The organism is Chitinophaga qingshengii (genome assembly GCF_014529935.1).
Taxonomy (GTDB): domain Bacteria; phylum Bacteroidota; class Bacteroidia; order Chitinophagales; family Chitinophagaceae; genus Chitinophaga; species Chitinophaga qingshengii.
The window spans coordinates 134,197-150,651 of the sequence record NZ_JACVFC010000004.1; the positions used below are offsets into that span (position 1 = coordinate 134,197).

A 16,455-nucleotide genomic window follows, 5' to 3' on the forward strand; every position below is an offset into this window, starting at 1 on the left:
GGCTTAGCTTTTCCGCTCTTTCCATTGCTGGTTAAAGGATTTGGCAGCAAATACGGGCAAGTCCCGGTTATCTCCCCAACTTTTTGCAAAGAATTTACGGAAGAAGAAGTTTTTCATTTTACCGCTGGCCATATTCATCATTCTGCGGCTGCTACATCCCTGTTTCCATACAAACCATGCAAATTTCTCCCCACCGGAAGTGTAGTTTTCCTCTACCGCCTGTTGACGGTTGTGGAGCAGCAGTTCATGCAGATTAATACGTACAGGGCATACCTCTGTACAGTTGCCGCACAATGAGGAAGCAAAGCTCAAGTGCATGTAGTTGTCCATGCCCTTGAGGTGCGGTGTAATCACGGAGCCGATAGGACCGCTGTAGGTAGTAGCGTAACTATGGCCGCCGATGTTTTTATATACAGGGCAGGCGTTGAGGCAGGAGCCGCAACGGATGCAATAAAGGCTTTCACGGGCGACGGTGTCCTTGAGGATATTGGTTCTCCCGTTATCCATCAGGATTACATACATTTCGTCCGGGCCGTCTGTTTCGCCTTCCTGGCGCGGGCCGGAGAAGATGCTGTTGTAAGCCGTTACTTTCTGACCGGTACCATAAGTGGCCAGCAGCGGCCAAAACAACGCCAGATCGGCCACGGAGGGCAGCACTTTTTCGATACCTACCAGCACGATATGTGTTTTGGGGAAAGCGGTGCTCAGGCGGGCATTGCCTTCATTTTCCGTTACCGCTACAGAGCCTGTGTCGGCGAGGATGAAGTTGGCGCCGGTGATACCGATTTCTGCTTCGAGGTATTTCTGTCTGAGTTTTTCCCTGGCTACGAGCGTGAGTTGTTCGGGGGTGAGGTCCGGCGGGGTGCCCAGTTTCTCTGCAAAGAGGCGGGCCACGTCTTCCTTGCTTTTATGCATAGCCGGTGTTACAATGTGATAAGGTGGTTCACCGTCCAGTTGCTGGATGTATTCTCCCAGATCGGTTTCCACGCATTCAATATTATGTTGGGCCAGGAAGTCGTTGAGGTGTACTTCTTCTGTAGCCATGGATTTACTTTTGACAATGCTTTTGCATTGTTTGGCCTGACAGATAGCAAGTATTTCCTGTTGTACCTGTTCTGCTGTTTCTGCCCAGATAACTTTGCCACCCCGTTTGGTAAAGTTCATTTCAAATTCTTCGAGATGATTATCCAGGTGCTCAATGGCTCTCCACTTGATATTTTTAGCGCGTTCGCGAGCCACCGGCAGGTCTGCAAACTGTTGTTTGCCGGCCTTTACGGCGGTATTATATTTTCCTATATTGAAGTTGATCGTCTGGCGGTGACCAAGGTCTAACGCTTTTTTTTCACTTGCTTCGAGAAAAGTGGAGGCTGTTTGATGCATAAGCAAACGATAATTCCTTGATAAATATAGCTTATTTAAGCGCTGCATGATTATCGCAGGCTAAAATATCCAGGTATCCAAAAATTCAAATATCAAAATTCCAAAATCTGTAAATCCTAAAATCCGCAAATGATTCAGTATTTCTTAGTTGCGATTTTATCCAGCACTTCATAAAATTCCGTGCCGTATTTTCTGATAATGGCTTCTTTTAAGAAGCGGTACACCGGTACTTTCAGTGCCCGGCCGTTTTTACAGGCGGGTTTGCATATATCCCAGCGATCATAATTCACTGCCTCAAATGATTCATATTTTTTTATGCGGATGGGATAGAGATGACAGGAGATAGGTTTTTTGTAGTCTACCACGCCATCTTTGTGTGCTTTTTCGATACCACAGCCTACTATACCATGTTCATCGATGGAGGCGTAGGCGCAGATACCTTTGTCTACGATGGGAGTTACATATCCGTATTCCTTATCGGTGGTGTGGGTACCGGTGCGTTCAATTTCTTCGATACCTTCCGGCCGGAGGTATGATTTGATCTGCGGGTAGATTTTTTTCAGGGTTTTGGTCTCTTCCTTGTCCAGGGGAGCGCCACAGTCGCCCGCTACACAGCAAGCGCCTTTGCAGGCTGACAGATTGCATACGAACTGCTCTTCAACTACTTCGTCACTAATGTATTTATCGTCGATAATAATCATCGGGTAATGGTCTTTTGCTGATCCCGGGGGATAAACAAGCATGTAAAGACCACAAAGTTACAAGATTGCCGGCTTATCTCCAGCGGAGGGTTTCCACCAGGTGCCACATATCTTTTTCGAGGAAGGCATTTACCGGCGCGAGGGAATCGGCCTGAGGGGGAGCGTAGAAATAGAGGGCACCCCGCAGGAAGTGCCGGATCGAGTCGGTCGCATAGAATTGTTTGGCAGAGGCCGCATTGCCGCCTACTTCATAGAAAGTGCCTGACACATGGTTGGGCGTATGAATCCTGTTTTCGTCGATATATTCCGCTTTGTAGGTGTGTTTATAGGTCATTTTATAGGCATCATCCACCAGTTGCTGGAAGCTGTTGCCTTTACCGATGATCTTATAGCTGAGGTATATTTTCCCGTTGAGGGTGGGGAAGTCGATATTGATCCAGTAAGGGTTTTCAGGTTTTTCTCCGAAGAAGGACGTGTCTTTTACCACATTAGCATACACGGGGTATTCGAAGGTGTATGGATAGCCCGGCATATCGAAGGTGCGGTATTTTTTTTCCGGGAATTTCATCAGGAAGAAGCCCCTGGGCTTAGGTGTGGGCGGAGTGTTGCAGGCAGCCGCCAGGATAATAATCAACAGGGACAGGAGGGTGATGCCCTTTCCTTTGAAGTGTGGCATTTTTCTGAAATCGTTTAACGGGGCTGGATTACGCTTCCTCAGCGGCGTCCGGCCGTATGGTTACCTGTACTTTCTGGATGCGCATTTTAGTCACTTCCAGTACAGTGAAATCGTAGTTGCTGTAATTGATAACGCTGTTTTCCTCCGGAAATTTTCCGGCCAGTTCGAGGATGAGGCCTCCGAGGGAATCGCTTTCGCCTTTTACGGATTCGAAGGTTTCCGGTGGGATGTTCATAATACGGCAAACGTCGTTGAGCATGGTTTTACCTTCAAAAACGTAGGTGAAATTGTCCAGTTTGCTGTAGTTAAATTCTTCCTCATCGAATTCGTCCTTGATATCCCCGATCACTTCTTCCATGATATCTTCCAGGGTAACGATACCGGAGGTACCGCCGAATTCGTCCACCACTACGGCGAAGTGCATGCGTCTGCTCTGAAATTCGGAGAGCAGGTCTTCGATCAGTTTGTGGCCATGCACAAAGAAGGGCTGGCGCATTACTTCGTGCCAGTCGAACTTATTGCCTTTATCGAGGTGGGGGAGCAGGTCTTTGGTGTGGATAACGCCCACGATGCTATCGAGGTTACCTTTATATACCGGCAGCCTTGAATAGTGGAGGTCGGCCACTTGTTTGACAACATCTTCAAAAGAACTGTCATATTCGATACCGTTTACATCGAGGCGGCCGCGCATGATTTGTTTAACGGTGATATTGCCGAATTTAAGGATGCCTTTGAGGATATTTTTTTCCTCCTGGGAGGCGGTTGGGTCTACGCTCATTTCGATGGCTTCATCAATTTCGTGATAATTGACGGGTCCGGCGCCGCGGTGGAAGAGGCGGGCTTCGATGCTGCCGCTGATGCCTACAAAAAAGTCGCTGACCGGTTCCAGGGTAGCATGGATCAGGCTTACGAACCAGGCGAAGTAGGTAGCGAAGCGGATATTGTTCTGAGCGGCCCATACGCGGGGCAGTATTTGTCCGAAGAACAGGAGGATGAGGCAGATCAGGGAAATCCTTACCACAAAGGACACGACCGGCAGGGTTTGCAGGTCTTCCATTTGTGTCACCAGGTAGTTGGTGATCATGATGAAGGCAATCATGAGGATGATACCGGCGATCTGCAGGGATGCCAGGAGTGATTTTGGTTTTTCCAGCAGTTTGGTAATCAGTTTGCCGGAGGTGTTCTGTCTGGTTTTGAGTACGTTCAGGTCCTTATAGTTCAGGGAAAAGAACGCTACTTCTGCACCGGAAACGATAAAGGTAAGCAGCAGTATTACAAAAATGACAAGTAGGAATACCACCATGTTTGGCGTTGCGATAGGTGTATTTACTTGTAACAAACAGGACATGTTGCTTGCCGAGAGGATCTCCAAGATATTTAGCTTTGATGTAATCAATCAAAAAACAGGAAAGTAAATCACACGACTACATTTTCCTGCACGCAAATATAAGTAATGTCCCTATATGGGATTACGTACTTCCGGAAAGATAATATTTTAACAGGTGACTAAAACGGCAGATCGTCTGCAGGTTCGTTCAGTGAAGGGGGGATTTCCATGTTGTTTGCGAAATTCTCTCCACTGGAGGTTCCTGAACTGCTGTGGTGAGGTACGGGGTGATCTGTGTTGTTGAGGTCCATGCGCTTGTCCAGCATGACCAGGTTGTCGCCTACAACTTCGGTTGCAAATTTTTTATTGCCTTCCTTATCTTCCCAGCTGCGGGTCCGTAAACGACCTTCAATATAGACCAGGCTGCCTTTGTGAAGGTATTTCTGGGCCAGTTCCGCCAATCCGCGCCACAGCACTACTGTGTGCCATTCTGTTTGAGAAATGAGCTTTCCCGCTCTGTCTTTAAAGGTTTCTGTGGTAGCCAGGGAAAATTTCGCTACAGCGATATTACCTTCAAGAAACTGCACGTCCGGGTCTCTGCCTAAATTGCCTATCAGAATTACTTTATTAACACCTCTCATAGTTGTAGGTTTTTTTAGTCTATTGTTAAAAGGTTCTTCTTTTATAAATAAACAACCTTCTTAAAGTTAATATTTTTTTCCAATCGAAAGTGAAAAATTTCTTACTGGCAGCGTGTTAAGCATGAATGGGAGCATGTATTATAACTTCCTGTAATTTTAGGGTATAATACATTAAAATTATAATATATGTATTTTGACTTAGAACAACTGTAGTTTTTTGCTTTGGAGGAAAGCGGTGATTGTTTTTGGAAACGCGTATTTATCAAGTGTTTTACGGGAAACGAGCAGGTGGTCTGTAAGGGGCAGGGCCTGTTTTATTTCCAGTGTAAAGAAACGGCTGTGGATGGTTTGGTGGGTCAGTTGTTGTTTTTGCGGGGCAGAAACGTTGACCACAGTAAAGGGTGTTTTTCCAAAAAGCTGTCGGAAGGCCTCATTTTTCCGGAGGTCGTCGAGCTCAGCAGCCTCTGAAGTTTCGATCAGGATAAATTCGTGCAGGTTTTGCCAGATATCTTTTTCCGTTCTTTTACGGATATATATACTGTCTTTGAATTCCACCAGGAAGTGGTTGAAATAGCGTTTTTTGATCTGCAGTTTTTTGGATTTCACCGGGAGTACCTCCACCAGTTGTTGCTGGCGTGCCAGGCATTTCCGGTTAAGCGGACAGGTACCGCAGGTGGGTTGTTGGGGTTTGCAGACCACGGCGCCGAAGTCCATGATACTTTGATTATAGGCCGCGGGCTGGTCTGCCGGCAGCAGTTCCTGTGCCAGGTCGCCAAATTGTTTTTTTCCGGCAGTGGAATCAATGGGCGTATCGATGCCGAAGTAGCGGGAGAGGACGCGGTACACGTTCCCGTCCAGCACTGCGTAAGGTAAACCGAAGCCGAAAGAGGCGATAGCGGCGGCGGTGTAGGTGCCGATTCCTTTCAGGGCTTTGATCTGGTCGTAGTTGTCCGGGAATTTTCCTTTGTGGGTAGTGGCTATTTCGCGGGCGGCAGCCAGCATGTTTTTGCAGCGGGCGTAGTATCCGAGGCCTTGCCAAAGGCGGAAAACTTCTTCTTCCGGGGCCTGGGCCAGGTGGGTAGCGGTGGGGTAGTTACTGATAAATTTCTCATAGTAAGGCAACCCTTGTTCCACGCGGGTTTGCTGGAGGATAATTTCAGATAGCCATATACGGTAGGGATCTTTTTCTCCTTTCCAGGGCATGGTGCGGGTATTGCTGAGTTGGTTCCATTCCAATAATTTTTCTGTAAAAAAAAGTCGGGAATCGGCCATTTATATATTATTTTAATAAAATTATTTAGTAAATTGATATGGTAAAAGCTGTCCAAAAACCCTATGGAGGTACATCAGATACCCTTTTCCGGGCATGCAAATAAATATAAATTATCATCAATACAGTTATAAGAAAAAATGATAAAATTTATTTGCTTAAAATTCAGCAATTAAAATTTTTAAATTAACTTTGAGAGTAAAGTAATCCTCTCGCTTTCATATGAGAAAAGCTGATTTAATAAACAACATTGCTGAAAAAACCGGCATCCCAAAAGTAGATGTTCTAGTCACACTGGAGGCTATGTTTAAAGAGGTGAAAGAAGCCCTGGCCAATGGTGAGCACATCTACATCAGGGGATTTGGCAGTTTTATCACAAAGAAAAGAGCCGCCAAGATTGGCCGCAACATCAAGAAGAACGTGGCTGTGGAGATTCCTGAGCACTTTATTCCGGCGTTCAAACCGTCGAAAGAATTTGTTGCCGAGGTAAAGAAGCTTAAAAGTTCTTAGTTTTGCAGCCTAATCTTTAGGCGATGCAAAAGTCACAAGTTCTCTTGGTAAGTGCTGCTGTAGCACTATTGGTGGTTTTATATGCTTTTGGCCGTACTGTACCCCGGTCAGAGAAGCAAGCTATGTCGACTGCCGCTCCTGCACAGGGCGGACAGGGGGTGGAAGCTATTGCCTTTTCGGAACTGCTGGAAACAGCGAAAGGAAAGATTCCTGCTGAGAAATTATTACTGATCAATACGATTGAAACCAACGTTATACGCGGGGATGTAAAAACCCAGCAGATTGCGGCGTATAGGCAGTTGTATAATACGTGGGACAGCCTCAACCAGCTGCCCGTAGCGGCTTATTACCTCGGACAAGCCGCCAAGTTGGAAAATTCCGAAAAAAGCCTCACCTTTGCAGCCAATTTGTTTCTGGCTCATCTGCAACATGCACAGGATCCACGGATTGCAAAATGGGAAGCCGAGCAAGCTGTCGGCCTGTTTGAACAGGCAATTCAGCTAAATCCGGCTAACGACACCCTGAAGATATCACAGGCCATGGTGTATATGAACACCGGCGAGCCGATGACGGGAGTTGCCAAATTGAGGGAAGTTGTTGCCAAAAATCCTGATAATATCGACGCACAGGTTACTTTAGCGAACCTGGCCATTACATCAGGCCAGTATGATAAAGCTATCGAAAGACTGGAAGGCGTGATGCAGAAACATCCGGATAATGCCAAAGTACTTTTTGTACTGGCAGAATCCTACAGAAGCAAAGGCGATAAACAAAAAGCAATAGCGCTGTTTGAGAAAAGCAAACAGGCGATGACCGATCCGGAGCTGAAGAAAGAAGTAGACAGCTATATTAAGAGCATTCAATAATATTTTATTTTTTCCATCATTTAAAAACGTATAAGCGTATGCCTTGCGGTAAGAAAAGAAAAAGACATAAAATTGCCACTCACAAGCGTAAAAAAAGACTGAGAAAGAACCGGCATAAAAGTAAGAAGAAATAATTACTCCAGTTTCCCGCCATTTATACTTACCAGGTATATCCCGGCGCGGTGGTCGGATAAAAAATTTTCATATACCCTGCATGATTCTGGCATTTAATCTTAAATTGCCTGAGTCATGCAGGTTGTTTCCATAGATCCCCGCACCCGATCCCCGGACATTGCCTGCAGTGATCGCTGAACCCTTAAGCAATCCATCATCACATCGGTGAAGAATATGCTAACTTTATAGTGAGCTATTGTTTGGTATGCAGTAAGCTGTTCTTACATAGCTGTGTGCATAGCATAAAAGGTGAAGTTTTTAAGGTTAAAATTTTGGACGCTTGAATAAGGAACTTATTATAAATGCGGCTCCCACAGGGGTGGAAATTGCGTTACTGGAAGATAAAAAGTTGGTGGAGCTACACCACGAGAGTGGTAACCCTAACTTCGCAGTAGGCGATTTATACCTGGGAAAAGTCAAGAAGCTGATACCCGGCTTAAATGCTGCATTTGTGGACGTAGGCTTCGAAAAGGATGCCTTTTTACATTATACGGATCTCAGCCCATATATCCGCTCCATTCTTAAATTTACGGCAACGGCCATCAGCGATAAAACGCCTGAAGGGTTTGATTTCACGAAATTTAAAAATGAACCGGAAATCGTTAAGACCGGCAAAATAACCGATGTTCTGGGTGGTAAACCCAATATCCTCGTACAAATTCTGAAAGAACCCATTTCTTCCAAAGGCCCGCGCCTTAGCTGTGAAATTTCTCTTCCCGGAAGATTTATCGTGTTAACTCCCTTTAATGATATTGTAGCGGTTTCTAAAAAAATCCACTCTTCCGAAGAAAGAAAAAGATTACAGAAAATCGTGGAAGCCATCAAACCGCCTAATTTCGGCGTGATTGTAAGGACTGCCGCGGAAGGAAAAAAGACAGCAGAACTGCACGAAGATCTGACCACGCTCGTTCAAACCTGGAAAAATATCCAGTCCAACCTGAACGGCGCCCAGGCTCCCCAGAAAATACTGAGCGAGCAAACGAAAACCACCAGCATTCTCCGCGACCTGCTCAACGAGAGCTTTAACCGGATCGTGATCAACGATAAAAATATCTACACGGATACCAAAACATATATCCAGAAGATCGCCCCGGAAAAACAGGATATCGTTAACTACTACAATAATGGCTCTCCTATCTTCGATAACTTCGGTATCACCCGCCAGGTAAAGGCCTCCTTCGGGAAAACAGTCAACCTGGACAGTGGCGTATACCTCATTATTGAGGCTACGGAAGCATTGCATGTAATAGACGTCAACAGCGGATACAAAAGCTCCAGCAACAACCAGGAACAAAATGCCCTGGCCTCCAACCTGGAAGCGGCAGCAGAAATTGCCCGCCAGCTCCGCCTGCGCGACCTCGGTGGCATTATCATCATCGATTTTATCGATATGAAACTGCCGGAGAATAAAAAGACCGTCTTCGAAGCAATGGAGAAATTCATGGCTCAGGACCGGGCAAAACATACCATTCTGCCAATTTCCAAGTTCGGGCTGATGCAAATCACCCGCCAGCGCGTAAAACCGGAGATCACCATCTCTGTAGCAGAAGATTGCCCTACCTGCCGTGGCACCGGCAAAATCGGCGCCTCTATGCTGATACTGGAAGATATCGAGAAAAACCTGCAATACCTCCTGAACCACCAGCACAAAGGATTGACCATCCGCGTACATCCAATCCTGCATGCTTACCTGACCAAAGGCTTCCTCTCCTCCAAACAATGGAAATGGTATTTCCAATATAAAAAGTGGATCAAGCTGAAAGCAGACACCAACTACCATCTTACTGAATATCGTTTCTTCGACGCGAATGATGAAGAAATCAAACTATAAAAATTTTCGGATTTTTTGATTTTCGGATTTTGGAATTTATTTAAGCATTTTATTATTTGAGGACCTCAAAATGACAAAATGCTTAAATAAATTCCAAAATCCGAAAATCAAAAAATCAAAAAGTCCCCAACCCCCTTCAAACTGTATATATTTCATACATTTATGCGGTAAACCAGTACTAATCCCATACTGTTTACTTGTCATGTTTGTTCTTGTTTCTTAATTACATCCATTACACTTATGACCGTACGTTTTTACACCACCCTCTCTTTATTGGCCCTGGTTATTTTTGTTGCCTGTCAGCAAAATGGAGGCTTCCGGAAGAAGCTGAAAATCAGAGATACTACGCATTACACAAAAGAAGCGTATATTGAAGAGGCGCTGGACAGTAATGTGCTCAACAAATTCCTGGCTACCAACACGAACTTTGATCAGTATGATGAATACATCCGTAATTTCTACCAGAAGCGCGGCTATCATTATGCCTGGATCAATAAAGACTCGCTGACAGAACAGGCGGCCAACTTCATCAACATGATGAAAAATGATGCTTCCTACGGTATCAAAGACAGCAGCCTGATAAACCCTGATCTGCAACGGCTCACAGATAGCCTCTCACAGGGCGATGCAGGCCTTCATATTGCGGATACCTCCCGCCCACACCTGGAAATGCTGCTCACCGCCCAGTTTTTCGCCTATGGCAACAAGGTATGGGGCGGCCTGACAGCCGATTCGGCCAAAGACCTGGAATGGTTTATCCCCCGGAAAAAAATTGATATGGAAAGCCTGCTGGACTCTGTAGTCCGCAAGAAATCCAACGCCTTTGAGGAAGATGAACCGGTGAACCGGCAGTATAAACTGCTGCGCACCGCCCTGAAAAAACTGGCTAACCTCGAAGCATCAACGAAATGGGACACTATTCACCTTGCATCGAAAGCCACTTTCAAAAAAGGAGATTCCTCCCAATCCATCATCTCCATAAAAAATAAACTGGCAGCACTGGGAGACCTTACTGTTAACGACAGCAGCAGTCGCTTCACCCCCGAACTGGATAGCGCTGTACGTTCCTTCCAGGCACGTATGGGACAGAAAGTAGACGGTATCATCAAACAAACGACGGTAGACGCACTCAACGTGCCTTTGCAGCAACGTATCCGCCAGATACTGGTGAACATGGAACGTTCCCGCTGGGTGCCGCTGGAACCCAGCACAGATTATATACTGGTGAATATCCCGGCATTTACGATGTATGTCTACGATAAAGGAAAGCTGGACTGGAGCTGTAATGTAGTGGTGGGTAAGCCCGGCGCCAATACCGTGGTATTCTCCAAAGAGCTGCGTTATATCGTGTTCAGTCCATATTGGAACGTGCCTCCGGGTATCCTGTCCAAAGAAGTGCTACCTGGCCTGAAACGCAGCGGCGCTGGCTACCTGGCCCGCCAAAACATGGAAATTGTGGGCGCCAGCGGTAAGGTGATTGCTCCCGGCTCTATCAATTTCAGCAAATACACCAATAATTTCCCGTATGTGGTAAGACAAAAGCCTGGTGGCAGAAACTCACTGGGTAAGGTGAAATTCCTGTTCCCCAACGAGTATAATATCTATTTGCATGATACACCTGCCCGCTATCTTTTCGGGGAGAATAAACGTTCCTTCAGCCATGGCTGCATCCGGATAGCAGAACCCAAACACCTGGCACAATGGCTGCTGCGGGCTGATTCCAGCTGGACAGATAAAAAGATTGACGAGGCGCTGGATGCCGGTAAAGAAAAATATGCGACCGTGAAAGATAAAGTGCCGGTGTTCATTGTGTACTTTACTGCCTTCGTGGACAGTAAAGGAAAGCTAAACTTCCGTGACGATGTATACGGTCACGATGCACGACTGGCGGCTACCTTATTCGGGGGCAACGAAACAAAGCCGGCGAAGGCTGCTTTGACAGACGGCCAGGAAAAATATTAAAAAAAAGCCATGTCCGCGGACATGGCTTTTTTTTAGCTGTGTGCTATCACGGAGATCTCCACATTGACACCCTTGGGCAAAGCGGCTACCTGCACGGTTTCGCGGGCAGGATAGTTGCCGCTGAAGTAACTGCCGTATACTTCATTTACTTTAGGGAAATCATTCATGTCTGTCAGGAAGATGGTTGTTTTTACGATGGCATCGAAAGTAAGGCCCGCTTCTTTCAGTACCGCCTGCAGGTTTTTCATGACCATTTGGGCTTCATCCACAATGCCTGACTTTACCAGTTCACCGGTAGCAGGGTCAACAGGGATTTGACCAGACACATAAAGAATATTACCAGCTTTTACAGCCTGGTTGTATGGCCCGATAGGAGCGGGCGCCTGATTAGTAGTGATAATTTGCTTTTCCATATAACGAAAGTAAAAAAATAAGTGGTGCCGGCATCGGCTGTTGCCCGGCAGGGGGCTGGTTTAACAGGAAGATAAAGGGATTTTTTTCTTAGGTTTGCCGAAATTTAACGCATGAATATCCTCGTCATAGCAGATGCGCAGCGGTATGAAGAATTGCAGCAGAGAGATTTGTCCCGGCATCAGGTACAATGGAAGACCAGCCTGGAGGAAGTATTGTCTGTGAAAGCATTTGACCTGGTCATAGATCTTATTTTCGATGACAGGCCCGACCATGCGGCCATATATGCCCGTAATCCGGGTGTGCCGGTGCTGGCGGGAATGGTGAAAACATCCTTATCGGATGTGATGAATCATTATGCATTTGAGCAGGGTTTCAATATTATGGGCTGTAACTTCCTGCCCGGATTTATCAGTCTGCCTTTACTGGAAGTAACGCTGATGGACGAAGGGCAGCAGGAAGTGTTGTCAGACATCATGTACCAGCTGAGTTGGGAACATACCGTGGTAGCGGATACAACGGGCATGGTTACACCGAGAGTGGTGTGTATGATCATCAACGAGGCTTACCTGACAGCGCAGGAGGGTACTGCATCCCGTGAGGATATCGACACATCCATGAAACTGGGCACCAACTATCCGTATGGCCCTTTTGAATGGTGTGAGCGTATAGGCGTGAAACACGTGTATGAAGTGCTGAAAGCAGTACACGATGCTACCGGCGATGACCGTTACGAGGTAGCAGCATTATTACAAACAGAATACGAGGCAATATAACGATGGCATTCATACTTAGCATAGACACCGCCACGAGCACTGGTTCAGTGAGCCTGGCCCGCGATGGTAAAGCAATACAGACACTGGTGAACGAGCAGCAGCAGGACCATGCTGCGACGATGGCGGTGTATGTACAGCAGATATTGCGTGAGCAGGGTATAACGGCAGCGGAGCTGGATGCGGTGGCTGTTAGTGCAGGGCCGGGCTCTTACACAGGTTTGCGTGTAGGCGTGGCTACTGCCAAAGGTCTATGTTATGCCTGGAATAAGCCGTTGCTGGCTGTTTCCACCTTGCAGATGATGGCGCAGGGCGCCAAAGATGCCGTACAGGATGAAAATGCCTGGTATTGTCCTATGCTGGATGCACGCCGGCAGGAAGTATTTACTGCTATTTATGATGCAAAGCTGCAGCCGGTAATGGAGCCGCAGGCATTGGTGCTGGAGCCCACGTCTCTGGATGCGTGGCTGGCGCAGCGAAAGATATATTTTTTCGGCAACGGTAGCCCGAAATGGGCCGCTATGCTGCCTTCCATCGATAATGCCGTTTTTGTTGACCATGAAATGACTGCCGCGCATATGGCGCCTTTGGCAGAACAGTTATTCCATCAAAAATCTTTTGCTGACCTCGCTTATTTTAGTCCTTTTTACCTCAAGGGCTATTATTTCCCCCAGAAACCCTAACACATTCGTTTTATTTGTCACGGTATTGTCAAATTACATCTAATTTGCACATATCCTCGGGTTATATATGATAAAATAAGGTATGGAAATTTTTTTTATTGTGACAGATATTATATTTTTGTATAAATCGATAACCGCATTTGTTGTCTAACTATTTTGCGATTACTGTCCGTTGATCCCTTTCATTTCATCATTTTTTAAAAACTATTATGCGATGGAAAAAACATTATTAACTACCTCTTCTAATACTCTTATTATTTCTAGAGGTAACAATGAAAAAGACCAGATCAAATTGGATTACATTGCCGTTAAAAAGGCCGCTATGGTTTTGCGTGCTATCAACCATAAGTTGCGCCAGCAGATGATAAAGCTGTTGGAGGACCATAAGAAAATGACTGTGACAGAGATATATGTAAAATTGCGTTTGGAACAATCGGTAGCATCGCAGCATCTGGCCATATTAAGGCGGGCAGGTATTGTAATTACAGAAAGAGATGGTAAGTTCATCCACTATACTATCAACAAGCAGCGTATTGCTGAGGTAGCAAAATTTGTGGAAGAATTGGTTGGTTAATGCATATTAGCCATTTTTAAATACGGAATTGAATTATTTAAAAAAGTAGCCGAAAGGCTACTTTTTTATTTTAGTATAGATTTTATCCATACGTCTGAGGGGTGATTTATTCGTAAATTTGTGAAAATCAAAAAACCAACAATGTACGTTAAACAATTATACACCAATTGCCTGTCTGAGGCAGCTTATTTCATCGAATCCGGTGGAGTGGCTGCAGTGATAGACCCACTGCGGGATATCGATGTATACCTGGACCTTGCCAAAGAACGCAATGCCACGATTAAATACATTTTTGAAACACATTTCCACGCGGACTTCGTGTCGGGTCATCTGGAGCTGGCGAAAGCGACCGGCGCACAGATCGTGTTTGGTCCGAATGCAGAAACCGGTTTTAACGCCTATGTGGCAAAAGATAATGAAACCTTCGCTATCGGTGAGCTAACCATCGAAGTATTACATACACCAGGACATACCCTGGAATCTTCCTGTTACCTGTTGCTTGATGCCAACAAGACGCCGCACGCTGTATTCACCGGCGATACGCTGTTTGTTGGAGATGTGGGCCGCCCGGACCTGTTCAGCGGCAACCTCACCAAGGAAGAACTGGCTGCGTTCCTGTTCGATTCCCTGAACAACCGCATCAAAACATTACCAGATAACGTAATCGTATACCCTGCGCATGGTCCCGGATCTGCCTGTGGTAAAAACCTCGGTCCGAATACCTATAGCACTATCGGAGAAGAAAAAGCCACCAACTACGCATTGCTGGCTACCGATAAGGCACAGTTCATCCAGGAAGTGACCAGTGGCTTATCTACACCGCCTTCTTATTTCCCGATTAATGCGAAAATCAACAAGGAAGGTTATGATGCTCTGCAGGCTGTGATGAGCAAAGCGCTGCAACCGCTTTCTCCCGCTGCTTTGAAAGAAAGACGTGCCGCAGGCGCGTTGATACTGGATACACGCCCGGCTACCGAATTTGGAAACGGTTTTGTGCCTGAATCCATCAGCATCGGTCTGGAAGGCCGTTTTGCAGAATGGGCGGGCAGCCTGTTACCATTTGATCAGGAAATTATCCTGGTAACTACACCTGGCAAAGAAGAAGAAACCGTAGTGAGAATGGCCCGCGTAGGTTTTGAAAACGTAGCAGGTTATCTCGAAGGTGGTTTCCCTGCCTGGGAAGCAGCCGGCGAAGAAAGAGATATGATCATCACTGTAGAGGCAGATGAACTGGCGATGGATGTTCCTCATGACGATAACCTCGTGATAGTGGACGTTCGTAAACCGGTAGAATACGCCAACGGACATATTAAAGATGCCATCAACATCTCCCTGGGAGATATGATGGACGCCGCCAACCTGGCTAACCTGGAAGAGCATCTGAACCTGTATGTACACTGCCAGGGCGGTTATCGCAGCATTATTGCCTGCTCTATCCTGAAAAGAGAAGGTATCCACAACCTGCGTAATGTAGAAGGTGGTTTCGCCAAAATGAAAGATGAAAAAGGGTTGGAAGTAGTACAGGAAAAAAATGTACTGAACTAATAACCGTTCAACGATCGTATATCAGCAGGCCGCAAGGGATTCCCTTGCGGCCTGCCTGTTTTTACATAGATAAATAAGATTATGTGTACCACTGCGGCCATTTTTCCCCGAATCCTTTATTGCAGCCGCTTTTTAAAGGGGATACTTTTATTGTTGTATCAATTTTCTATTGATTAACAATTAGTTAAGTGAGAAAAAATTTTCTATTAGCATGTTATTTGTTATCTTCTGGAACTAAAACTTTCTACCATGAATAGAAAATCCTTAGCAATCGCCCTTTTGATGGTGATGGGCATGTTCTTTTTCGCCTGTAAACCATCGGATAGTAAAATTCAGCAGGCCGTCAATGAAAAACTGAGCACTATTCCCGGCATTACTGCGGAAGTAAAAAGCGGCGTAGTAACCCTGAGCGGCGAAGTGACCGACGATGCCGCCAAAGCAGCAGCGGAAGAAGCTTTAAAAGGTGTTTCCGGTGTTAAATCTGTCACCAACAACATCACCGTAAAAGCGCCGGAACCTACACCAGCACCGGTTACCATCAACCCCGACGACGTACTGAAGAAAACTCTTGATTCTGCTTATGCCGCAGCCGGATTTTCTACCGTATCCGTAGCGGTAGCCAATGGTGAAGTTACCCTGACAGGTGAAGCTAAAAAGAGCGATCTGCGCAAGATTATGCAAACAGCCCAGGAGTCCAAACCCAAGAAAGTTAACAACAATCTTAAATTGAAATAACCCTTTAAAAATTATTGTCATGAGCTTACAGGATAAATACCAGGAACTGATCAGCCAGGCTAATAGTGCCGGTGTTACCAATTTACAGGTAAGGGAACAGGACAATGTACTGTACATCGATGGGGAAGCTACCGCCGACGTGAAAGACCAACTGTGGAGCACCTACGAAAAACTGGACCCCGACATGCGTGCTGCTGATGTAGTGATGAACATCGCTGTCGCAGATGGCGGTGGTGGGGAACAGACCTACGAAGTAAAGCCCGGCGACAGTTTGAGCAAGATTGCCAAAAACTATCCCGGCGTATCCTGGAAAGATATCTATGAGGCCAATAAAGACCAGATCAAAGACCCCAACCTGATCCAACCAGGGTGGAAACTGAAAATACCCGGATGATA

General features: G+C 46.1%; 17 protein-coding genes. 10 read left to right on the forward strand and 7 right to left on the reverse strand.

Translation table 11 applies throughout. From position 1 onward, the window contains the following. Window positions 1–3: 3 nt before the first annotated feature. From ICL07_RS24935 to mutY, 6 genes are all read right to left on the reverse strand, one after another. The gene (locus ICL07_RS24935; protein WP_188090790.1) at window positions 4–1,380 is read right to left on the reverse strand and encodes a LutB/LldF family L-lactate oxidation iron-sulfur protein; all 1,377 of its coding nucleotides are present in this window, start codon (window positions 1,378–1,380) and stop codon (window positions 4–6) included. A gap of 134 nt (window positions 1,381–1,514) precedes the next feature. Next, on the reverse strand, window positions 1,515–2,123 hold the full coding sequence (locus ICL07_RS24940; RefSeq protein WP_246485165.1) for a DUF3109 family protein: 609 nt from the start codon (window positions 2,121–2,123) through the stop codon (window positions 1,515–1,517). 31 nt (window positions 2,124–2,154) lie between these two features. After that, a complete protein-coding gene (gene gldD / locus ICL07_RS24945) occupies window positions 2,155–2,757 on the reverse strand; it encodes a gliding motility lipoprotein GldD (RefSeq protein ID WP_188090791.1) in 603 nt (200 codons plus the stop codon). 28 nt (window positions 2,758–2,785) lie between these two features. Then, complete coding sequence (gldE, locus tag ICL07_RS24950) at window positions 2,786–4,105, reverse strand: gliding motility-associated protein GldE (protein WP_188091178.1); 1,320 nt, start codon at window positions 4,103–4,105, stop codon at window positions 2,786–2,788. A gap of 158 nt (window positions 4,106–4,263) precedes the next feature. Further along, window positions 4,264–4,725 (reverse strand): single-stranded DNA-binding protein, encoded by a 462-nt coding sequence (locus ICL07_RS24955; protein WP_188090792.1) that lies wholly within the window; start codon window positions 4,723–4,725, stop codon window positions 4,264–4,266. Between the two features lie 198 nt (window positions 4,726–4,923). After that, window positions 4,924–5,997 (reverse strand): A/G-specific adenine glycosylase, encoded by a 1,074-nt coding sequence (mutY, locus tag ICL07_RS24960; protein ID WP_188090793.1) that lies wholly within the window; start codon window positions 5,995–5,997, stop codon window positions 4,924–4,926. A 220-nt stretch (window positions 5,998–6,217) separates the two neighbouring features. Between mutY and ICL07_RS24965 the strand changes: the two genes are divergently transcribed. The 4 genes from ICL07_RS24965 (at window position 6,218) to ICL07_RS24980 (ending at window position 11,338) form a co-directional block, all read left to right on the forward strand. Continuing rightward, complete coding sequence (locus tag ICL07_RS24965; RefSeq protein WP_073084475.1) at window positions 6,218–6,505, forward strand: HU family DNA-binding protein; 288 nt, start codon at window positions 6,218–6,220, stop codon at window positions 6,503–6,505. Between the two features lie 23 nt (window positions 6,506–6,528). Next, on the forward strand, window positions 6,529–7,371 hold the full coding sequence (locus tag ICL07_RS24970; protein ID WP_188090794.1) for a tetratricopeptide repeat protein: 843 nt from the start codon (window positions 6,529–6,531) through the stop codon (window positions 7,369–7,371). Between the two features lie 454 nt (window positions 7,372–7,825). After that, a complete protein-coding gene (locus ICL07_RS24975; RefSeq protein WP_188090795.1) occupies window positions 7,826–9,376 on the forward strand; it encodes an Rne/Rng family ribonuclease in 1,551 nt (516 codons plus the stop codon). A 240-nt stretch (window positions 9,377–9,616) separates the two neighbouring features. Then, the gene (locus ICL07_RS24980; protein ID WP_188090796.1) at window positions 9,617–11,338 is read left to right on the forward strand and encodes a L,D-transpeptidase family protein; all 1,722 of its coding nucleotides are present in this window, start codon (window positions 9,617–9,619) and stop codon (window positions 11,336–11,338) included. A 32-nt stretch (window positions 11,339–11,370) separates the two neighbouring features. On the opposite strand, the gene ICL07_RS24985 is transcribed toward ICL07_RS24980, so the two are convergent. Next, the gene (locus ICL07_RS24985) at window positions 11,371–11,751 is read right to left on the reverse strand and encodes a RidA family protein (protein ID WP_188090797.1); all 381 of its coding nucleotides are present in this window, start codon (window positions 11,749–11,751) and stop codon (window positions 11,371–11,373) included. 111 nt (window positions 11,752–11,862) lie between these two features. Here ICL07_RS24985 and ICL07_RS24990 point away from each other — a divergent pair, with 111 nt between their 5' ends. The 6 genes from ICL07_RS24990 to ICL07_RS25015 all read left to right on the forward strand — a co-directional run bounded on the left by ICL07_RS24990 (window position 11,863) and on the right by ICL07_RS25015 (window position 16,453). Then, complete coding sequence (locus ICL07_RS24990; RefSeq protein WP_188090798.1) at window positions 11,863–12,525, forward strand: 3-hydroxyacyl-CoA dehydrogenase family protein; 663 nt, start codon at window positions 11,863–11,865, stop codon at window positions 12,523–12,525. Window positions 12,526–12,527: 2 nt separating this feature from the next. Beyond that, window positions 12,528–13,205, forward strand: a complete 678-nt coding sequence (gene tsaB, locus ICL07_RS24995) for a tRNA (adenosine(37)-N6)-threonylcarbamoyltransferase complex dimerization subunit type 1 TsaB (protein WP_188090799.1) — start codon at window positions 12,528–12,530, stop codon at window positions 13,203–13,205. A gap of 214 nt (window positions 13,206–13,419) precedes the next feature. After that, the gene (locus tag ICL07_RS25000; protein WP_073084462.1) at window positions 13,420–13,779 is read left to right on the forward strand and encodes an ArsR/SmtB family transcription factor; all 360 of its coding nucleotides are present in this window, start codon (window positions 13,420–13,422) and stop codon (window positions 13,777–13,779) included. A 141-nt stretch (window positions 13,780–13,920) separates the two neighbouring features. Beyond that, window positions 13,921–15,324, forward strand: a complete 1,404-nt coding sequence (locus ICL07_RS25005) for an MBL fold metallo-hydrolase (protein WP_188090800.1) — start codon at window positions 13,921–13,923, stop codon at window positions 15,322–15,324. Between the two features lie 249 nt (window positions 15,325–15,573). Continuing rightward, on the forward strand, window positions 15,574–16,059 hold the full coding sequence (locus ICL07_RS25010) for a BON domain-containing protein (protein ID WP_246485166.1): 486 nt from the start codon (window positions 15,574–15,576) through the stop codon (window positions 16,057–16,059). Window positions 16,060–16,078: 19 nt separating this feature from the next. Then, window positions 16,079–16,453, forward strand: coding sequence for a LysM peptidoglycan-binding domain-containing protein (locus tag ICL07_RS25015; RefSeq protein WP_188090801.1), 375 nt, complete (start codon window positions 16,079–16,081; stop codon window positions 16,451–16,453). Window positions 16,454–16,455 lie beyond the last annotated feature (2 nt).

What these genes read in the sequence shown, in the direction of transcription:
- ICL07_RS24935 (WP_188090790.1), bottom strand. Translation starts at nt 1,380, where the DNA reads ATGCATCAAACAGCCTCCACTTTTCTCGAAGCAAGTGAAAAAAAAGCG.
- ICL07_RS24940 (WP_246485165.1), bottom strand. Translation starts at nt 2,123, where the DNA reads ATGCTTGTTTATCCCCCGGGATCAGCAAAAGACCATTACCCGATGATT.
- gldD (WP_188090791.1), bottom strand. Translation starts at nt 2,757, where the DNA reads ATGCCACACTTCAAAGGAAAGGGCATCACCCTCCTGTCCCTGTTGATT.
- gldE (WP_188091178.1), bottom strand. Translation starts at nt 4,105, where the DNA reads ATGTCCTGTTTGTTACAAGTAAATACACCTATCGCAACGCCAAACATG.
- ICL07_RS24955 (WP_188090792.1), bottom strand. Translation starts at nt 4,725, where the DNA reads ATGAGAGGTGTTAATAAAGTAATTCTGATAGGCAATTTAGGCAGAGAC.
- mutY (WP_188090793.1), bottom strand. Translation starts at nt 5,997, where the DNA reads ATGGCCGATTCCCGACTTTTTTTTACAGAAAAATTATTGGAATGGAAC.
- ICL07_RS24965 (WP_073084475.1), top strand. Translation starts at nt 6,218, where the DNA reads ATGAGAAAAGCTGATTTAATAAACAACATTGCTGAAAAAACCGGCATC.
- ICL07_RS24970 (WP_188090794.1), top strand. Translation starts at nt 6,529, where the DNA reads ATGCAAAAGTCACAAGTTCTCTTGGTAAGTGCTGCTGTAGCACTATTG.
- ICL07_RS24980 (WP_188090796.1), top strand. Translation starts at nt 9,617, where the DNA reads ATGACCGTACGTTTTTACACCACCCTCTCTTTATTGGCCCTGGTTATT.
- ICL07_RS24985 (WP_188090797.1), bottom strand. Translation starts at nt 11,751, where the DNA reads ATGGAAAAGCAAATTATCACTACTAATCAGGCGCCCGCTCCTATCGGG.
- ICL07_RS24990 (WP_188090798.1), top strand. Translation starts at nt 11,863, where the DNA reads ATGAATATCCTCGTCATAGCAGATGCGCAGCGGTATGAAGAATTGCAG.
- tsaB (WP_188090799.1), top strand. Translation starts at nt 12,528, where the DNA reads ATGGCATTCATACTTAGCATAGACACCGCCACGAGCACTGGTTCAGTG.
- ICL07_RS25000 (WP_073084462.1), top strand. Translation starts at nt 13,420, where the DNA reads ATGGAAAAAACATTATTAACTACCTCTTCTAATACTCTTATTATTTCT.
- ICL07_RS25005 (WP_188090800.1), top strand. Translation starts at nt 13,921, where the DNA reads ATGTACGTTAAACAATTATACACCAATTGCCTGTCTGAGGCAGCTTAT.
- ICL07_RS25010 (WP_246485166.1), top strand. Translation starts at nt 15,574, where the DNA reads ATGAATAGAAAATCCTTAGCAATCGCCCTTTTGATGGTGATGGGCATG.
- ICL07_RS25015 (WP_188090801.1), top strand. Translation starts at nt 16,079, where the DNA reads ATGAGCTTACAGGATAAATACCAGGAACTGATCAGCCAGGCTAATAGT.